Source organism: Actinophytocola sp., assembly GCF_035634895.1.
GTDB lineage: Bacteria > Actinomycetota > Actinomycetes > Mycobacteriales > Pseudonocardiaceae > Actinophytocola.
Genome location: NZ_DASQCC010000206.1, coordinates 1 through 19966, shown reverse-complemented (window position 1 = coordinate 19966; position 19966 = coordinate 1). Strand labels below are relative to the sequence as shown.

The 19966-nt window shown below is 72.7% G+C and carries 4 protein-coding genes and 1 pseudogene; all 5 read left to right on the top strand.

The features are described from left to right. Nucleotides 1-26 precede the first annotated feature (26 nt). Complete coding sequence (locus VET29_RS31040; RefSeq protein ID WP_324927126.1) at nt 27-2240, top strand: MMPL family transporter; 2214 nt, start codon at nt 27-29, stop codon at nt 2238-2240. Between the two features lie 157 nt (nt 2241-2397). After that, nucleotides 2398-10090 (top strand): annotated as a pseudogene (locus tag VET29_RS44190) (SDR family NAD(P)-dependent oxidoreductase); the annotation flags it as partial. A 12-nt stretch (nt 10091-10102) separates the two neighbouring features. Then, nucleotides 10103-12190 (top strand): type I polyketide synthase, encoded by a 2088-nt coding sequence (locus VET29_RS44185; RefSeq protein WP_414636669.1) that lies wholly within the window; start codon nt 10103-10105, stop codon nt 12188-12190. A gap of 130 nt (nt 12191-12320) precedes the next feature. Beyond that, the gene (locus tag VET29_RS31025) at nt 12321-18767 is read left to right on the top strand and encodes an SDR family NAD(P)-dependent oxidoreductase (RefSeq protein ID WP_324927117.1); all 6447 of its coding nucleotides are present in this window, start codon (nt 12321-12323) and stop codon (nt 18765-18767) included. A gap of 2 nt (nt 18768-18769) precedes the next feature. Then, on the top strand, nt 18770-19966 hold a 1197-nt coding region (locus tag VET29_RS31020; protein WP_324927114.1), incomplete at its 3' end, for a beta-ketoacyl synthase N-terminal-like domain-containing protein.

The following is a 19966-nucleotide window of genomic DNA, read 5'->3' as shown; positions in this document are numbered from 1 at the left end:
GCAGCACTCCTATCGGGGGCATTGCCATGTTCACAGCCATCGGGCGCTTCGCCGCCGCCAGGCCGCGCGCGATTCTCGTCGTGGCGCTGCTCGGGCTGATCGCGGCCGGGGCGCTGGGGTTCACCGTGTTCGGCAAGCTCAAGCCGGACGGCTTCGCCGACCCGAACGCGGAGTCCTCCAGGGTCCAGACGTTCATCGACGACGAGTTCGGCGGTCAGACCGACCTCGTGGCGATGGTGTCCGCCACGTCCGGGTCGGTCGACGACGCGGCCGTCAGCACACCCGCGAGCGAGCTGGCGCGGCGGATCGCCGACGACCCGGCCGTGTCCGACGCGGTGTCCTACTGGGGCACCAGGGCGCCGGCGCTCAGGTCCGACGACGGCAGGTACGCGCTGATCGCGATCAAGCTGACCGACGACAGCGTGGACGCGACCGAGGAGTTCACCGACTCCTACGCCGACGCGTCCACCTCGGCGTTCACGCTCACGTTCGGCGGCCCCAGGATGATGTCCGTCGACGCCGGCGCGCAGGTGGGCAAGGACCTGGCCCTCGCGGAGGGCATCGCCGTGCCGATCATCCTGATCCTGCTCGTGTTCGCGTTCGGCAGCATCGTCGCGGCGACCCTCCCGCTGCTGATCGGCGCCGTCACGGTCTTCGGCACCTTCGCGGCGTTGTCCGGGATCGCCTCGGCCACCGACGTGTCCATCTACTCGATCAACCTGACCACCGCGCTGAGCCTCGGCCTCGCCGTCGACTACGCGCTGCTGATGGTCAGCCGGTTCCGTGAGGAGCTGGCCGCCGGCCGGGAGGTCCCGGACGCGGTGGTCCGCACGGTCCAGACGGCCGGTCGCACGATCGTCTTCAGTGGACTGACCGTCGCGGTCGCGCTCGCCGTGCTGACCGTGTTCCCGCTGTTCTTCCTGCGTTCCTTCGCCTACGCCGGCATCGGCGTCGTGCTCATCGCGATGATCACCTCCGTCGTGGTGCTGCCCGCGCTGCTGAAGCTGCTGGGCTACCGGGTCAACGCCGGCAAGCTGCGGTGGATGAAGAAGACGCCGAGCGCGGTGTCCCCGTTCTGGCGGAAGGTCGCCTCGACCGTGACGAAGCGCCCGGTGCTCTGCGCGATCCCGGTCATCGCGGTCCTGCTCGTCGGCGCGTCGCCGATCCTGAAGTCCCAGTTCGGCACGCCGGACGACCGCGTCCTGCCGGCCTCGACGCAGACCAGGACGGTCGGCGACACGCTGCGTGCGCACTTCCCCGACGACAACAGCAAGGCGATCCAGGTCGTCGTGCCGGGTTCGGTGTCGCCGGAGCAGGTCGCCCGGTACGCCGGCGAGCTGTCGCGACTGCCGGACGTGGCGAGGGTCGAGTCCAGCGCGGGTGCCTTCGTCGACGGCGCGACCCCGGGCCCGACACCGCCCGACGCCGCGCTCGGCAAGGCGAACATCCAGCGGTTCCAGGTGATCACCGAGAACGAGCCGCGGTCGGCGGAGGCGCAGGACCTCGTCCAGACGATCCGCGACACCGCGGGTCCGACCGGTGTGGAGCCTCAGGTCGGTGGCTCGGCCGCGGTGCTGGTCGACAGCAAGAACGCGATCGGCAGCCGGCTCCCGCTCGTCATCGGCCTGATCGCGCTGTCCACGTTCATCCTGCTGTTCCTGTTCACCGGCAGCGTGTTGCAGCCGATCCGCGCGCTCGTGTTCAACGCGCTCGGCCTGTCCGCGACGATCGGCGTGATGGTGCTGATCTTCCAGGAGGGCTGGCTGTCCGGCTTCCTCGGTTTCACGCCGCTGCCGCTGGACACGAGCATGCTGATGCTGCTGTTCTGCATCGCGTTCGGACTGTCCATGGACTACGAGGTGTTCGTGCTCAGCCGGATCAAGGAGGGCCACGACCTCGGTCTGGACCAGCGTGCCGCGGTGGTCGACGGGCTGTCGCACACCGGGCGGATCGTGTCCACGGCCGCCGTGCTGATCGCGGTGAACTTCTTCGCCTTCGGCACGGGCGGGGTGAGCTTCCTGCAGATGTTCGGCCTCGGCGCCGGTCTCGCCATCATGATCGACGCGACGCTGATCCGCGGCGTGCTCGTGCCGGTCGGCATGCGGCTGCTCGGCCGGGCCGCGTGGTGGGCGCCGCCGCCGCTTCGCTGGCTGCACGACAAGATCGGGCTCAGCGAGGCCGCACCGCCGGAGCCGGTCGAGACCCCGGTCGAGCGGAAGCCGCCCGTCACCGTCGGCTGATCCACCGACCCGACGCCCCGAAGGGCCCCCTCCGGCACGAAACCAGTGTCCGAAAGGGGTCCTTCGGGGTTTTCGGCGTTGCGCGGCAGTTACTCGGGGAATACCTCGTTTCCGTACGGTCGAATCGACCGAGGAGCCGACGCGCTTTGGGGACGGTATGGCCACGTCTGATGAACTTGTCGAGGCGCTGCGTTCGTCGTTGAAGGAGAACGAGAACCTTCGACGCGAGAACGCGGATCTCGTCGCGGCCGCACGGGAGCCGATCGCGATCGTCGGGATGGCCTGCCGGTACCCCGGCGGCATCGAGGACGCGGAATCCCTGTGGGACGCGGTGGTCGAGGGCCGGGACGGCATCTCCCCACTGCCCACCGACCGCGGCTGGGACGCCTTCGCGCGCGTCTTCGACATGACGTCCGTCCTCGGTGGATCGGGCGGGTTCCTCGCCGGCGCCACCGAGTTCGACGCCGGCTTCTTCGGCGTCAGCCCACGTGAGGCGTCCGGCATGAGCCCGCAGCAGCGGGTCCTCCTCGAGACCTCCTGGGCCGCACTGGAACACGCCAGGATCGACGCGGACACCGCGAGGTCGGTCACCACCGGCGTCTTCACCGGCCTGATGGGCGAGGACTACGGCTTTCCCGCGCTCATGTCCACCGACGACGTCGGCGGCTACATCAGCACCGGCATCACCCCGGCCGTCGCGTCGGGGCGCGTCTCCTACGCGCTCGGCCTGACGGGCCCGTCGCTCACGGTCGACACCGCCTGCTCCTCGTCGCTCGTCGCCGTGCACCTCGCGGCGCAGGCCCTGCGCCGCGGCGACTGCCGGCTGGCGCTGGCCGGCGGCGTGTGCGTGATGTCCACCCCCAGCTCCTTCAACGAGTTCGCCCGCCAGGGCGGACTCGCCGAACGCGGGCGGTGCCGGTCGTTCGCCGCGTCCGCGGACGGCACGGCGTGGGCCGAGGGCGTCGGCGTGCTCGTGCTGGAGCGCCTCTCGGACGCGACGGCCAACGGCCACCGGGTCCTCGCGGTGGTCAGGGGGTCGGCGGTCAACCAGGACGGCGCGTCCAACGGTTTGACCGCCCCCAACGGTCCGTCGCAGGAGCGGGTCATCCGCGCCGCGCTCGCCGACGCCGGACTGTCCACCCGGGACATCGACGTGGTGGAGGCACACGGCACCGGCACGCGGCTCGGCGATCCCATCGAGGCGCAGGCGCTGCTGGCGACCTACGGCCGCGACCGCGACGCCGGCAACCCGTTGTGGCTCGGGTCGATCAAGTCCAACCTCGGCCACGCCCAGGCCGCCGCCGGGGTGGCCGGCATCATCAAGATGGTGCAGGCGATCCGGCACGGCCTGCTGCCGCGCACCCTGCACGTGGACGAGCCGACGCCGCAGGTCGACTGGTCGTCGGGCGTGGTCCGGCTGCTGACCGAGGAGCGGCCGTGGCCCGACGCCGGCCGCCCGCGCCGCGCGGCGGTCTCGTCGTTCGGCCTGTCCGGCACCAACAGCCACGTGATCATCGAGGCCGCGGAGGAGCCGGAACCCAGCGCGTCGACCGGCTCGCCCATCCTGCCGTTCGTGCTCTCCGCCAAGGATCCCGCCGCGGTGCGTGCGCAGGCGGCCCGGCTTGGCGACCACCTGGCCGCGCATCCCGAACTGTCCACCGTGGACGTCGCGTACGCGCTCGCCACCACCCGGACACACTTCGAACACCGTGCCGCCGTCACGGGCGGCGACCGGGACGCGATCATCGCCGCGCTGGCCGGTGTCGAGGCGACGACCAGGGGCGGCAGGATCGCCTTCCTGTGCACGGGACAGGGCGCGCAACGCCTGGGCATGGGCCGCGAGCTCGCCGACGCCTTCCCGGTGTTCGCCGACGCGTTCGACGAGGTGCTCGCCGAACTGGACCACGAGCTGGACCACGAGCTGGACCACGAGCTGGACCACGGGCTGCGTGACGTCCTCTGGGGCGACGACGAGGAACTGCTGAACCAGACCGCCCACGCACAGCCCGGGTTGTTCGCGGTCGAGGTCGCGTTGTTCCGCCTGTTCGAGTCCTGGGGGATCCGGCCGGATTTCCTCGCCGGGCACTCCATCGGCGAGCTGGCCGCCGCCCACCTCGCCGGCATCCTGTCGTTACCCGACGCCGCGCGATTAGTCACCGCGCGGGCCAGCCTGATGCAGGACCTCCCGCCGGGCGGCGCCATGGCCGCCATCCAGGCCACCGAGGACGAGGTCACGCCACACCTCACCGAGTCGGCCGGCATCGCGGCCGTCAACGGGCCGTCGTCCGTGGTCGTCTCCGGTCCCGAGCGGGACGTGCTCGACATCGCCGCCGTCTTCACCGCACTGGGCCGCAAGACCAGCCGGCTCGCCGTCAGCCACGCGTTCCACTCACCGCTGATGGCCCCGATGCTGACCGAGTTCGCCCGCGTCGCGGCCGGCATCGCCTACGCGGAGCCGACCATCCCGGTCGTGTCCACCGTGACCGGTGACGTGACCGACATGTCCACCCCGGAGTACTGGATCCGCAACGTGATCCAGACCGTCCGCTTCGCCGACGCGGTCCGGACCCTCGAAGCCGAAGGCGTGGACACCTACGTCGAGCTGGGTCCGGACGCGGTGCTGTCCGCGATGGTGCCGGGCTGTCTCGCCGAGCCGGCCACCATGCTGCCCACCCAGCGCCGCAAGCACCCGGGAGAGCGGACCGTGGTCGAGGCGCTGGCCGCGCTGCACTGCGCCGGCCGGCCGGTCGACTGGCCGGCGTTCTTCCTGCCCCACAACGCGTCCCCGGTCGACCTGCCGACCTATGCCTTCAACCGCAGGCGTTACTGGCTGGAGCCGGCGGCGGAGCGCTTCATCGCCGACCGGGACCGCGCCACGGTTGACTCGTGGCGCTACCGGGTCACCTGGGAACGGCTCACGACACCGGCGGCGACGCTGTCCGGTCGCTGGCTGGTGGCCGGCGCCGGCGCGGTGGCGGCCGGACTGGCCGAGCACGGCGCCGAGGTGGTGCGCGTGGACACGACCGGCGACCGAGCCACGGTGGCCGAGGCGGTCCGCACGGCCGTGGCCGGCGAGCCGGTCGCCGGCGTCGTGGCGGCACTCGACCTGGCCGCCACCATCACGCTCGCGCAGGCCCTCGGCGATCTCGGCCTGACCGCCCCGCTGTGGTGCGTCACCACCGGTGCGGTCGCGGCCGGCGGCACCACACCGGACCCCGAGCAGGCCGCGATCTGGGGCCTCGGCACCGTCCTCGCCCTCGACCTGCCGGACCGCTGGGGCGGCCTCGTCGACCTGCCGGACACCGAACCGGCCACGACGGACCTGCTGTGCGCCGCACTGTCCACAACGGACGAGGACCAGCTCGCGGTGCGCGGGGACGGGCTGTTCGGCCGGCGGATGACGCCAGCACCCGCCGGCCCGGCCGCGCCGGCCACCCCATGGCAGCCCCGCGGCACCGTCCTCGTCACCGGCGGCACCGGCGGGATCGGCGCGCACCTGGCCCGCTGGCTCGCCGGCAACGGCGCCGAACACCTCGTCCTCACCAGCCGCCGCGGCACCGACGCCCCCGGCGCGCCCGAACTGGCCGAGGAGCTGGCCGAGCTCGGCGCCCGGGTCACCATCGCCGCGTGCGACGTCGCCGACCGGGCCGCGCTGACGTCCGTCCTCGACGCCGTGCCCGCCGACCAGCCGCTGACCGCCGTCCTGCACGCGGCCAGCGCGTTGCCCGTCCCCGTGGCGCTGGCCGACACCACGGTCGAGGACGTCACCGAGACCGGCCGCGCCAAGATCGAGGGCGCCCGCAACCTCGACGAGCTGACCGCGGGACTGGAGCTCGACGCGTTCGTCCTGTTCTCCTCCGGCGCGGCCGTCTGGGGGAGCGGCCACCAGGCCGCCTACGGCGCCGCCAACGCCTACCTCGACGCGTTCGCCCACCAGCGCCGGGCCAGGGGCAGGCCCGCCACGTCGGTCGCCTGGGGCGCCTGGGGTGGTGACACCATGGCCGCCGAGGGCGACCTGTCCCGCTACGGCCTCGACCCGATGGACCCGCGCCTGGCCGTCGACGCGTTGCGGCAGGCAGTCGAGGAGGGCGAGCCGAACCCCGTCGTCGCCGCCATCGACTGGACCCGGTTCGTCCCGACCTACACCCTGACCCGGCCGCGCCCGCTCCTGCGTGGCGTCCCGGCCGCCGTCGCGGCGCTGGCCGCCGAGACCGAGCCGGGCGCGGCGTCGAGCGAGCTGGTGGACAGGCTCGCCACGCTGTCCGAGGCGGACCAGGAACGCGAGCTGGTCGAGCTGGTGGCGACCCACGCGGCCGCCGTGCTGCGGCACGACACCGCCGACGCGGTCGCGCCGCGGGCCGCCTTCCGGGAGCTGGGCTTCGACTCGCTCGCCGCGGTCGAGCTGCGCAACCGGCTGGTCGCGGCCACCGGGGTGGGCCTGCCGGCCACCGTGGTGTTCGACCACCCGAACCCGACCGAGCTGGCCGCGTTCCTGCGTACCGGCCTCGGGCTCGCCGGCGGCCCGGCCGCCGACCCCGTCCTGTCCACACTGGACGCACTGGAGCGGGTCGTCGCCGGCCTGCCGGCACACGAGATCGAGCGCACCAGGATCACCGCCCGCCTGCAGGTGCTGGTGAGCGAGCTGAACGACAAGGCGCGGGCCACCACCGCGAGCACCGAGAACGTCACCTCCGTCGAGGACAAGCTCAAGGCGGCGTCCGCGGCGGACGTGCTCGCCTTCATCGACGACCTCGGCGTGGCTTAGGGGAGATACCCAGATGACCGACGACAAGATCCTCGAGTACCTCAAGCGGGTCACCGCCGAGTTACACCGGACCCGCGAGCAGCTGCGCGAGCTGCAGACCAGGCAGCCGGAGCCCGTCGTGGTCGTCGGCATGGGCTGCCGGTACCCGACCGCGCACGGCCCGGACGAGCTGTGGCGGCTGGTCGCCGGTGGCGTCGACGCCACCGGCCCGTACCCAGCCGACCGCGGCTGGGCCGTGTTGTCCGAGCGGTTCGGCCTGGACTCGACCGGCTCCGGCCGCGGCGGCTTCCTCGCCGACGTCGCCGGTTTCGACGCCGCGTTCTTCGGTGTCAGCCCGCGTGAGGCGCTGGCCATGAGCCCCCAGCAGCGGCTGCTGCTGGAGACCGCGTGGGAGGCACTGGAGCACGCCGGCATCGACCCGCTTTCGTTGCGGGGCAGCCAGACCGGCGTGTTCGCCGGCATCAACGGCGACGACTACGGCACGCTGATGATGTCCAGCGACGAGGACCTCGGCGGCTACTACAACACCGGCGCCGCCCCCGCCGCCGGTTCGGGGCGGATCTCCTACGTGCTCGGCCTCGTCGGCCCGGCGGTCACCGTCGACACGGCGTGCTCCAGCTCGCTCGTCGCCCTGCACCAGGCCGCCAACGCACTCCGCGCCGGCGAGTGCGACCTGGCGCTGGCGGGCGGCGTCACGGTCATGTCCACACCGTCCGCGTTCTTCGACTTCGGCCGGCAGGGCGGGCTGTCCGCCGACGGCCGCTGCCACTCGTTCGCCGCGTCGGCTGACGGCACCGGCTGGTGCGAGGGCGTCGGCATCCTGGTGGTGGAGAAGCTGTCCGACGCGATCCGCAACGGCCACACGGTCCACGCGGTCGTGCGTGGCTCGGCGGTGAACTCCGACGGCGCGTCCAACGGTCTGTCCGCCCCGAACGGGCCGTCGCAGGAGCGGGTCATCCGCGCCGCGCTCGCCGACGCCCGACTGTCCACACAGGACATCGATGCCGTCGAGGCGCACGGCACCGGCACCACGCTCGGCGATCCGATCGAGGCGCAGGCCCTCCTCGCCACCTACGGCGTGGACCGGCCGGCGGACCGGCCACTGTGGCTCGGCTCGATCAAGTCCAACATGGGCCACGCGATCGCGGCGGCCGGCGTCGGCGGCGTGATCAAGATGATCCAGGCGATCCGCCACGGCCGCCTCCCGAAGACGCTGCACGTGGCGGAGCCGACACCGCAGGTGGACTGGTCGGCCGGCACCGTCCAGCTGCTGACGGAGGCCAGGGACTGGCCGGCGACGGGCGCCCCGCGCCGGGCCGGCGTGTCGTCGTTCGGCGTCACCGGCACGAACGTGCACGTCATCATCGAGCAGGCCCCCGACATCGACGAACCGCGGACCGCCGGCAGCTCCCCGCCGGTCGTCCCGTGGCTGCTGTCCGCGCGGTCCGCGGACGGTCTCCGTGACCAGGCCGCGAGCCTGAGGTCCTTCCTCAGCACGGAGGAGCTGGCCGACGTGGCGTACTCCCTCGCCACCACCCGTGCCGCGCTGGAACACCGCGCGGTGGTCCTCGGCGCCGACCGGGACGAGCTGCTCGCCGGCCTCACCGCCCTCGCGGAAGGCAGGGGCGGGGCCGTGACCGGCTCCACGCGCCAGGGCGGCAGGACCGCCTGGCTGTTCACCGGCCAGGGCGTGCAGCGCCTCGGCATGGGCCGCGAACTGCACGCCACCTTCACCACGTTCGCCGCCGCCTTCGACGAGGTCACCGCGGAGCTGGACCGGCACCTTCCCCGGCCGCTCGGGGAGGTCGTCTGGGGCGACGACGCGGACGCGTTGGAGCAGACCGGGTTCACGCAGCCCGCGCTCTTCGCGACCGAGGTCGCGTTGTTCCGCCTGTTCGGGTCCTGGGGCCTGCGGCCGGACTACGTGGCCGGCCACTCGATCGGCGAGCTGGCCGCCGCCCACGTCGCCGGCGTCCTCGACCTGCCGGACGCGGCGAGACTGGTCGCCGCGCGCGGCAGGCTGATGCAGGCACTGCCCACCGGCGGCGCGATGGTCGCCATCCAGGCCACCGAGGACGAGGTCACGCCCCACCTCAGCGGCGACGTCGGCATCGCCGGGGTGAACGCGCCGAACGCCGTGGTCATCTCCGGTCCCGAGCGGTCGGTGCTGGACATCGTTGCCGTCCTGAAGGAGCAGGGCCGCAAGACCACCCGGCTGAAGGTGAGCCACGCGTTCCACTCCGCGCTCATGGACCCCATGCTCGACGAGTTCCGCGCGATCGCCGCGGGCCTCACCTACGCCACGCCCGCCATCCCACTGGTCTCCACCCTCACCGGCGAGCCGGTCACCGAGATCACGGCCGACTACTGGGTACGCCAGGTCCGCGGCGCGGTCCGCTTCGCCGACGCGGTCACCACGCTGTCCGGCCTGGGCGTCACCCGGTACCTGGAGATCGGCCCGGACGCCGTCCTGACCGGCCTGGCCGCCCAGACCCTCGACACCCCCGCCACGCTCGTCCCCGCGCTCCGCCGGAACCGCGACGAGACCGGCGCGGTCCTCGAGGCCCTCGCCGGCCTGCACGTCACCGGCGCCGGCCCCGACTGGACCACGATCCTCACCGGCAGGCGCGTCGACCTGCCGACGTACGCCTTCTCCCACCAGCGTTTCTGGCTCCGGCCGGGCGCGGTCTCGGACGCCGCGGGACTCGGCCTGATCCCGGTCAGGCACAACATGCTGAGCGCCATGGTCACCCTGCCGGAGTCCGACGAGGTCGTCCTCACCGGGCGGCTCACGCTGCGCACCCACCCGTGGCTGGTGGGCCACACCCTGCTCGGCCGCGTCATCGTCCCCGGCACCGGCTACGTCGAGATGGCCATCGAGGCCGGCAACCAGGTCGGCTGCGACTACCTGGAGGAGATGGTCCTCGAGACGCCGCTGGTCGTGCCGGACGAGGGCGCCTGCAACGTCCGGTTCGTGATCGCCGCGCCCGACCGGGCCGGCTACCGCCGCTTCACCGTCTACTCCCGGTTCGACGACGCGCCCGCCGAGTGGGGCTGGACCCGCAACGCTTCCGGCGCGCTCGCCAACACCGCCACCATGCCCCGCCCGACCGTGCCGCAGGAACGCGCCGAGATGCCCGAGTGGCCGCCGCCGGGCGCTCAGCCGATCGAGGTCGGCGACCTGTACGACCGGTTCCTGAAGGAGGGCTACACCTTCGGCCCGCACTTCCGGGGCCTGCGGCACTCCTGGACGCTCGACGAGGAGCTGTACTCCGAGGTCTGGCTGCCCGAGGAGTACGTCGAGGAGACCAAGGAGTTCAACCTCCACCCGGCCCTGCTCGACGCGGCCATGCACGTGCTGATCCTCGGCGCGTCCGAGTACCTCGACAGCGTCAGCGTCGCCGTCGGCTTCGCCTGGTCCGGCGTGCACCTCTACGCCACCGGCGCGACCGCCCTGCGGGTGCGGATGATCTCCACCGAGGAGTCCGCCGTCGAGATCCTCCTCGCCGACCAGCACGGCCGTCCCGTCGCCCACGTCCGCGCGATGGCCGGCCGCGCCATGTCCCACGAGCAGGCCGACGCCGCCTACAACCGTGGCGTGGACGCCCTGCTCGCCCTCGACTGGACCCCACTGCCGGCCACGACCGGGCCGGACGTCACCAGTGTCCGGACGACACCCGCCGGGATCGGCGCGCTCAGCGAGGCACCCGACGCGATCGTCCTCGACGTCCGCGGCGAGTGCGGCGACGTGGCCGAGGCGACCAGGAAGGCGACCCACGACGTCCTGCACGCCCTGCAGACCTGGTCGGGCGACGACCGGCTGGCCGGGTCTCGGCTCGTGGTCCGGACCAGCGGCGCGCAGGGCCTGACCGGCGAGCCGGTCACCGACCTGCCGGCGGCGGCGGTCGTCGGCCTGGTGCGTTCCGCCCAGTCGGAGAACCCGGGCCGGATCACCCTGGTGGACACCGACGACGACGGGCCGCTCGCCCCCGAACTTCTCGCCAGCCAGGAACAGCAGCTCGTCGTGCGGGACGGCACCGCCCACCTCGCCCGGCTCGCCCGCCTACGTCCCGGCGAGCGGACCACGGTGTTCGGTCCCGAAGGGACGGTCCTCGTCACCGGCGGCACCGGCGCCCTCGGCGCGCTGACCGCACGCCACCTGGTCACCGAGCACGGGGTCAGGCACCTCCTGCTCGCCAGCCGCCGCGGCGCGGACGCACCCGGCGCCGGGGAGCTGGCCGCCGAGCTGACCGAGCTCGGCGCCACCGTGACGTTCGCGGCCTGTGACGCCGCCGACCGCGACGCGCTCGCCGCGGTCCTCGACGGCGTCGACCTGACCGCCGTGATCCACACCGCGGGCGTCACCGACGACGGCGTGCTCTCCGCGCTCACCCCCGACCGCGTGGACGCCGTGCTGCGGCCCAAGGTGGACGCCGCGTGGAACCTGCACGAGCTGACGAAGGACCGCGACCTCGATGCGTTCGTGCTGTTCTCCTCGCTCGCGGGCGTGCTCGGCAACCCCGGCCAGGCGAACTACGCCGCCGCCAACGCCTTCCTCGACGCGCTCGCCGCGCACCGCCGCGCGAACGGCCTGCCCGCGGTGTCGCTCGCGTGGGGACCGTGGTCGCTGTCGGACGGTATGGCCGGCAAGCTCGGCGACGTCGAGCGGTCGCGCATGGCCCGCGCCGGCTTCCTCACGCTGTCCGAGCGGGAAGGCATGGCGAGACTCGACGCCGCGCTGCTGTCCGAACGGGACAGTGTGGTGCCGCTCAAGCTCGACACCTCCGCGCTCGCCGCGCTCGGTGGCGGCTGCCCGCCGCTGTTCCGCGGTCTCGTGCGCACCACCCGCCGCAACGCGGGCGAGCGCGTCGTCTCCACCAGATCGTGGGCGGAAACGCTGGGCGAGCTGACCGGCGCGGACCGCGAGAAGGCCCTGGCGGAGCTGGTCACCGCCGAAATCGCGGCCTCCCTCGGCTTCGGCGCGGCCGGCGAGGTCGACGCCGAGCGGCGCTTCGACGAGATGGGCTTCGACTCGCTCGCCTCGGTCGAGCTGCGCAACCGGCTGTCCACCGCGACCGGGCTCGCGCTGCCGCCGACGCTGATCTTCGACCACCCCAACCTCGCGTCGCTGACGACGTATCTCGGCGCACGGCTGCCGTCGGGGACGGAGAAACTGGCCGGCTGAAGAAAACGTTCGTGGGGAGTTACCCGGGAATGGCCCAAATCTGGAAAGGTCCTGTTTTTCACACTTAACCCATTTGCCCGATCCTGGTTAACATCGCAGGGGTCCGCAGGTTCTCATTGGAGAAAAACACATGTCCACTTCCTCGGAAGAACTTGTCGAGGCTCTGCGCGAGTCTCTCAGGGAAAACGACCGTCTCCGCAAGGAGAACCAGCGGCTCGCCGACGACACGCGTGAGCCGATCGCGATCGTCGGCATGGCCTGCCGGCTGCCCGGCGGCGTCAGTTCGCCGGACGAGCTGTGGGACATGCTGGTGAACAAGAAGACCGGCGTGAGCGAGTTCCCCGGAGACCGCGGTTGGGACATCGAGCTGGTCTACGACCCCAATCCGGGCGTCAAGCGCAAGAGCTATGTCAAGCACGGCGGATTCCTGGAGAAGGCCGGCAATTTCGACCCCGAGTTCTTCGGCATCGCCCCGCGCGAGGCGCTAGCCATGGACCCGCAGCAGCGGGTGTTGCTGGAAACCGCGTGGGAGACCATCGAGAACGCGCGTATCGACCCCACCTCGTTGCGGGGGACCAAGACCGCGGTCTACGCCGGCTCGATGTACCACGACTACATCAGCGACTACTTCGACATGCCGGAGCACCTGTCGGGCTTCCTGGTCAGCGGCACCACGCCCAGCATCGTCACGGGCCGCATCTCCTACACCCTCGGCCTCGAGGGCGCGTCCGTCGTGGTCGACTCGGCGTGCTCCTCGTCGCTGTCGGCGATTCACCTTGCCGCCCAGTCACTGCGCGACGGTGAGTCCTCCCTCGCGCTCGCCGGTGGCGTCACCGTGCTGGGGCAGCCGTTCTCGTTCATCGAGTTCTCCCAGGTGGGCGGCCTGTCCCCGGACGGCGTCTGCCGCAGCTTCGCCAAGAGCGCGGGCGGCACCGGCTGGGGCGAGGGCGTCGGCATGGTCCTGCTCGAACGGCTGTCCGACGCGCAGCGCAACGGCCGGCGGATCCTCGCGGTCATCCGCGGGTCGGCCACCAACCAGGACGGTGCGTCCAACGGCCTCACCGCGCCGAACGGCCCCGCGCAGCAGCGGGTCATCGCCGCCGCGCTCGCCGACGCCGGCATCGGTCCGTCCGATGTGGACGCCGTCGAGGCGCACGGGACGGCGACCACGATCGGCGACCCGATCGAGGCGCAGGCCATGATCGCGAGCTACGGCGCGGCGCACTCGCCCGACCGTCCACTGTGGCTCGGTTCGGTCAAGTCGAACATCAGCCACGCGCAGGCGGGCGCCGGCGTCGCCGGGCTGATCAAGATGGTGCTCGCGCTCAACAACGAGCTGCTCCCGGCGACACTGCACGTCGACGAGCCGACACCCGAGGTCGACTGGTCGGCCGGCACCGTCCAGCTGCTGACCGAGGCCCGGCCGTGGCCCAAGGGCGATCAGCCCCGCCGCGCGGGCGTGTCCTCGTTCGGCATCAGCGGCACCAACGTGCACCTGATCGTCGAGGAGGCGCCCGAGGACGACACCGCAGAGGACGCCGCCTCCTACGAGGGCCCGGTCGCGTGGGCGCTGTCCGCGAAGACCGCGACCGCGCTGCGGGGCCAGGCGGAGCGGCTGCGCTCGTTCGTCGCGGCCGACGAGCGGCTGCGGCCCATCGACGTCGCGCGCTCGCTGGTCGACACCCGCGCCCGGTTCGACACCCGCGCGGTCGTGGTCGGCACCACCCGCGAGGAACTGCTCGCGTCGCTCGACGACCTCGTGACCACCGGCGCGAACGGCGGCAAGGTCGCGTTCCTGTTCACCGGCCAGGGCGCGCAGACGGCCGGCATGGGCACCGAGCTGTACGAGCGCCACCCGGAGTTCGCCGCCGCCTTCGACGAGGTGTGCGAGCAGCTGGACCCGTTGCTGGACAAGCCACTCCGCGACGTGATCGCGACCGGTGAGGACCTCGACGAGACCCGCTACACCCAGCCCGCGCTGTTCGCGGTCGAGGTGGCGTTGTTCCGGCTGTTCGAGGCATGGGGCGTCACGCCGGACTACGTGGCGGGGCACTCGATCGGCGAGTTGGCGGCCGCCCACGTGAGCGGCGTGCTGACCCTGCCGGAGGCATGCGTCGTGGTCGCCGCCCGCGGCGCGCTGATGCAGGCGCTGCCCTCGGGCGGCGCGATGATCGCGATCCAGGCCACCGAGGACGAGATCCTCCCGCTGCTGAGCGGCAACGTCGGCATCGCCGCGATCAACGGCCCCACGTCGGTCGTGGTCTCCGGCGACGAGGCGCCCGCGCTGGAGGTCGCCGCGCACTTCGAGGAGCGGGGCCGGCGGGTCAAGCGGCTGACCGTCAGCCACGCGTTCCACTCGGCGCTGATGAACCCGATGCTCCCGGAGTTCCGCACGATCACCGCCGGCGTCGGCTACGCGGCGCCGACCATCCCGATCGTCTCCAACGTGACCGGCCGGCTGGCCACCGCCGAGCAGGTCATGTCCCCGGACTACTGGACCGAGCACGTCCGTGCCGCGGTCCGCTTCTGCGACGGTGTCCGCTCGCTGGCCGAGGCCGGGGTCACCACGTTCGTCGAGCTGGGCCCGAACGGCGTGCTGACCGGCATGGCGCAGGGCTGCCTCGACGAGACGGACGGCGTGGTCTTCGCGCCGGCGCTGCGCAAGGACAAGCCGGAGACGCACGCGGTGCTGGCCGCGCTCGGCGCGCTGTGGACCCGGGGCGCCACGGTGGACTGGCGCGCCCAGTTCGCCGGCACCGACGCGGTGGACGTCGACCTGCCGACCTACGCGTTCGACCACAAGCACTACTGGCTCACCCGCAGCGGCAGCGGCGGCACCATCCGCTCGCTCGGCCTCGAGACCGCGGACCACGCGATGCTCGGCCCGGTCGTCCAGCCCGTGGACTCCGACAGCTTCGTGCTGACCGCCCGGATCAGCCCGTCCACCCACACGTGGCTCACCGACCACGCCGTGGGCGGTGTCACCGTCGTACCCGGCTCGCTGTTCGTGGAGCTGGCGCTCAAGGCCGGCGCCGTCGCCGACGCGCCGCACGTGGACGAGCTCACCATCGAGAACCCGCTCGTGCTGAGCGACGGGCAGGCGACCCAGCTGCAGGTCAACGTGTCCGCGGCCGACGAGTCCGGCGTCCGCGCCGTGGCCGTCCACTCGCGACCGACGAACGACGACGGCGAGAACGAGGAGCCCTGGACCCGCCACGCCAGCGGGACGCTGTCTGCGCAGGTGCCCGAGCCGACGCCGGTGTCCGGCTCCTGGCCGCCGATCGGCGCCGTCGAGATCGACGTGACCCACCTGTACGAGGACCTCGCCGACATCGGCTACCAGTACCTCCCGTCGTTCCAGAACCTGCGTGCCGCCTGGCACGTCGGGGACGAGGTCGTCGCCGAGCTGGCGGTGGACCCCGAGCAGGCCAGTGCCGCCGCCAGCTACGGGCTGCACCCCGTGCTCCTCGACTCGGTGTTCCACGCCCTCGGCGCGGGCGAGCTGACCGACGGCCAGGGGCAGGTGCCGTTCCACTGGAGCGACGTCTCCCTGTACACGCCCGGCGCCAGGGCGCTGCGGGTGTGGGTCAAGCTGATCGGCGAGGACACCATCACGATCACGGCCACCGACCAGACCGGCGCGCCGGTCGCGAAGGTCGAGTCGCTGCACCTGCGGGCGTTCTCCATGGAGGCGCTCGCCGCGATGAAGTCCACCGGCAACGACGACTCCCTGCTCGCGCTGGAGTGGGTGGCGCCGGAGGAGACCGACGAGGACGCGCCGGCCACCGACGGCTGGGCCGTCGTCGGCGCCGGCCCCCTGGCCGACGCGCTGGCCACCGACGGTGTCACGGCCCACGCCGGCCTCACGGCGATCGAGACCGTGCCGCCGGTCGTGCTGGTCCCGGCCACGACGGACGACGCCACGCCGGACGCGGTGCGCGTTGAGACCCTGCGCGTGCTGGAGATCCTGCAGGCGTGGCTCGCCGACGAGCGGTTCACCGAGTCCCAGCTGGTCGTGGTGACGCGGGGCGCCGCCTCCTCGACCGCGGGCGAGAAGGTGCGTGACCTGCCCGGCTCCGCGGTCTGGGGCCTGCTGCGCAGTGCCCAGACCGAGAACCCCGAGCGGTTCACGATCGTGGACCTCGGCGAGAAGGACACCACGCCGGCCGCCGTGGCCGCGGCACTCGCCACCGGCGAGTCCCAGGCCGCGGTGCGGGGCGGGACCGTGCTGGTGCCTCGGCTCGCCCGGCGAACCCCGGGCCTTGCCGAGCCGGCGGGGGAGGGGATCTGGCGCCTGCACACCGAGGGCAAGACCATCGCGGACCTGGAGCTGATGCCGGACACGCGGTTCGACGACCCGATCCCGGCGACCGGGGTGCGCGTGGCGATCCGCGCGTGCGCGCTGAACTTCCGCGACGTGTTCAACGTGCTCGGGCTCGCGCCGATGATCAACGGCCTGGGCCAGGAGGGCGCCGGCGTCGTGCTGGAGGTCGGCTCCGCGGTGACGAACGTCAGGCCGGGCGACCGCGTGATCGGCATGTTCAAGGGCTCGATCGGCCCCGAGACGGTCACCGAGGCCGTGATGGTGGCACCGCTGCCGCCGGGCATGTCGTTCGCCGAGGGCGCCACCACGCCGCTGGTGTACACGACCGCCTACCACGGCATGCACATCCTGGCGGACATGAAGCCGGGCGAGCGCCTGCTCGTGCACTCCGCGGCGGGCGGTGTCGGGCACGCCGCGATCCAGCTGGCGCGGCGGCACGGCGTCGAGGTGTTCGGCACGGCCAGCAAGGGCAAGTGGGACGTCCTGCGGGCCATGGGCCTGGACGACGACCACATCGGCGACTCGCGGTCGCTGGACTTCGAGGAGAAGTTCCGGGCCACCACGAACGGCGAGGGCGTCGACATCGTGCTGAACTCGCTGACCGGCGAGTTCATCGAGGCCTCCTACCGGCTCCTGCGGGACGGCGGCCGCTTCCTGGAGATGGGCGTCGCCGACCTGCGCGACGCGGACGAGCGGGCCCAGGCCTACCCGGGCACGCGGTACCTGCCGTTCGAGCTGTTCGGCGCCCCGGTCGAGGAGATCGTGCCCGGCTGGGACGCGGCCGCCGGCCTGGTGGCCAGTGGCGACGCCCCGCCGCTGCCCTTCACCGCGTGGGACGTCCACCGCTCGCGGGACGCGTTCCAGTTCTTCAGCCAGGCCAAGCAGATCGGCAAGGTGGTCATCACCGTGCCGGCCCCGCTGAACCAGGACGGGACGGCGCTGATCACCGGCGGCACCGGCACCCTGGGTGCCGCGCTCGCCAGGCACCTCGTGACCACGCAGGGGGTCCGGCACCTGATCCTGACGAGCCGCCGCGGCCTGGCCGCGAACGGCGCGCCGGAGCTGGCCGCCGAGCTGACCGAGCTGGGCGCGGACGTCCGCGTCGAGGCCTGCGACGCGGCCGACCGGGACGCGCTCGCCACGCTGCTCGCGTCGGTCCCCACCGAGCACCCGCTGACCGCGGTGATCCACACCGCGGGCGTGGTCGACGACGGCGTGATCGCGTCGCAGAACGAGGAGAAGCTCGTCACCACGTTGCGCCCCAAGGTGGACGCGGCGTGGAACCTGCACGAGCTGACCCGCGAGGCCGACCTGTCGGCGTTCGTTCTGTTCTCGAGCGCCGCCGGGATCATGGGCGGTCCCGGCCAGTCCAACTACGCCGCGGCGAACTCCTACCTGGACGCGCTGGCCCAGCACCGCAAGGACCTCGGCCTGCCGGCCACCTCGGTCGCGTGGGGCGTGTGGGCGGAGAAGTCGGGCATGACCGAGCACCTCGACGAGGGCGACATCGCCCGCATGGCCCGCAGCGGCATGCGGCCGATCGAGATCGACGAGGGCATGGGCATGTACGACGACGCGGTGGCCGGTGACCACCCGGTCCTGCTGGGCGTGCCGCTGGAGCAGAGCGCGTTGCGCCGCGCGGGTGGCATGGTGCCGCCGCTGTTCCGGGGCCTCGCCGGCAAGTCCGCCAAGCGGGCCGCCGCGGGCGGGGTCAGCAAGGACGCCACGCTGGTCGACCGCCTGGCCGCGCTGACGGTGGACGAACGGGACCGGGTCCTGGTCGACCTGGTGCGTGCGCAGGTGGCCGCCGTCCTCGGGCTCGCCGACCCGTCGGCCGTCGAGCCGGAGAAGCCGTTCAAGGACATCGGGTTCGACTCGCTCACCTCGGTCGAGCTGCGTAACCGCGTCAACGGGATCACCGGCCTGAAGCTGGCGCCGACCATGGTCTTCGACCACCCGACGCCCGCCGCGCTGGCCGAGCAGATCCGCACCGAGCTGATCGCGGACGACGCGGCGGCACCGCTGCCGGTGCTCGGCGACCTCGGGCGGGTGGCCGAGGCGCTCGCCGCCGTGGCCGTCGACGACGAGGAGACCCGTACCCGCATCGACGAGGCACTGCAGGACCTCGTCGCCGGCTGGCAGGCCCGCAGGCCGAACCGCGAGGACAACGTGGTGAAGGCCCGGCTGTCCAGTGTGGACTCGGCCGATGACCTGTTCGACATCATCGACTCGGAGCTGGGGAAGGCAAGCTGACTATGGAACAGACCCGCGAACAGAAGCTCGTCGAGTACCTGAAGCGGGTCACCGGCGAGCTGGTCGAGGCGAAGGAACGGCTCAGGGCGGTCGAGGCCGCCGCGACCGAACCGCTCGCCGTCGTGGGCATGAGCTGCCGGTTCCCGGGCGGGGGCACCACTCCCGCCCGGTACTGGCAGGCCCTGCTCGACGGGGTCGACGCCATGACCGAGGTGCCCGCCGACCGGTGGAACGCCGCGGACTGGTACGACCCGGACCCGACCGCGTCGCTCAAGGCCTACACCCAGCGCGGCGGGTTCCTCGACGACATCGCCTCCTGGGACGCCGCCTTCTTCGGCTTCCCGCCTTCGGAGGCGTTGCGGATCGACCCGCAGCACCGGCTGATGCACGAGCTGGTGTGGGAGGCGCTGGAGGACGCCGGCGTCGCCGCGGAGACGTTGCGGGGGAGCAGGACCGGCGTGTTCGTCGCGCTGTCCGACTCCCGGGCGTACATGCAGCTGGAGAACGAGGCCGACGGCCCGGCCAGCATCAACGACGCGTTCTACACCATCGGCGGGTCGATGAGTGCCGCGGCCGGCCGCCTCGCCTACCAGCTCGACCTGCGCGGTCCGGTCCTGACCGTCGACACGGCCTGCTCGTCGGCGCTGGTCGCGGTGGACCTCGCCGTGGCGAGCCTGCGCCGGGGCGAGTGCGACCGGGCCATCGTGTGTGGTGCCTCGGCACTCGTGCACCCGGCCATGTTCGTCCAGTTCAGCAAGATGGGCATGCTCGCCCCGGACGGCCGCGCCAAGGTGTTCGACAAGTCCGGCAACGGCTACACCCTCGGCGAGGGCGGCGGGGCGGTCGTGCTGACCCGCGCGTCGGACGCCGAGAAGGCCGGCCACCGCGTGCACGCGCTGGTCCGCGGGTCGGCGGTCAACTCCGACGGGCGCAGCAACGGCATGACCGCGCCCAACAAGGCGGCCCAGATCGCGGTGCTGCGGGCCGCGCTCGCCGACGCCGGACTGCGCCCCGACGACCTCGACTTCCTCGAGTCGCAGGGCACCGGGACGTCGCTGGGCGACTCCATCGAGTTCGGCGCGCTCCTGGCGGTGTTCGGCGAGCGTGCCGCCGGCCACCCGCTGCTCGTCGGCGCCGTGAAGTCCAACGTCGGCCACCTGCTCGTGTCGGCCGGTTTCGCCGGGCTGATCAAGGCGGTG

What these genes read in the sequence shown, in the direction of transcription:
- VET29_RS31040 (WP_324927126.1), top strand. Translation starts at nt 27, where the DNA reads ATGTTCACAGCCATCGGGCGCTTCGCCGCCGCCAGGCCGCGCGCGATT.
- VET29_RS44185 (WP_414636669.1), top strand. Translation starts at nt 10,103, where the DNA reads ATGCCCCGCCCGACCGTGCCGCAGGAACGCGCCGAGATGCCCGAGTGG.
- VET29_RS31025 (WP_324927117.1), top strand. Translation starts at nt 12,321, where the DNA reads ATGTCCACTTCCTCGGAAGAACTTGTCGAGGCTCTGCGCGAGTCTCTC.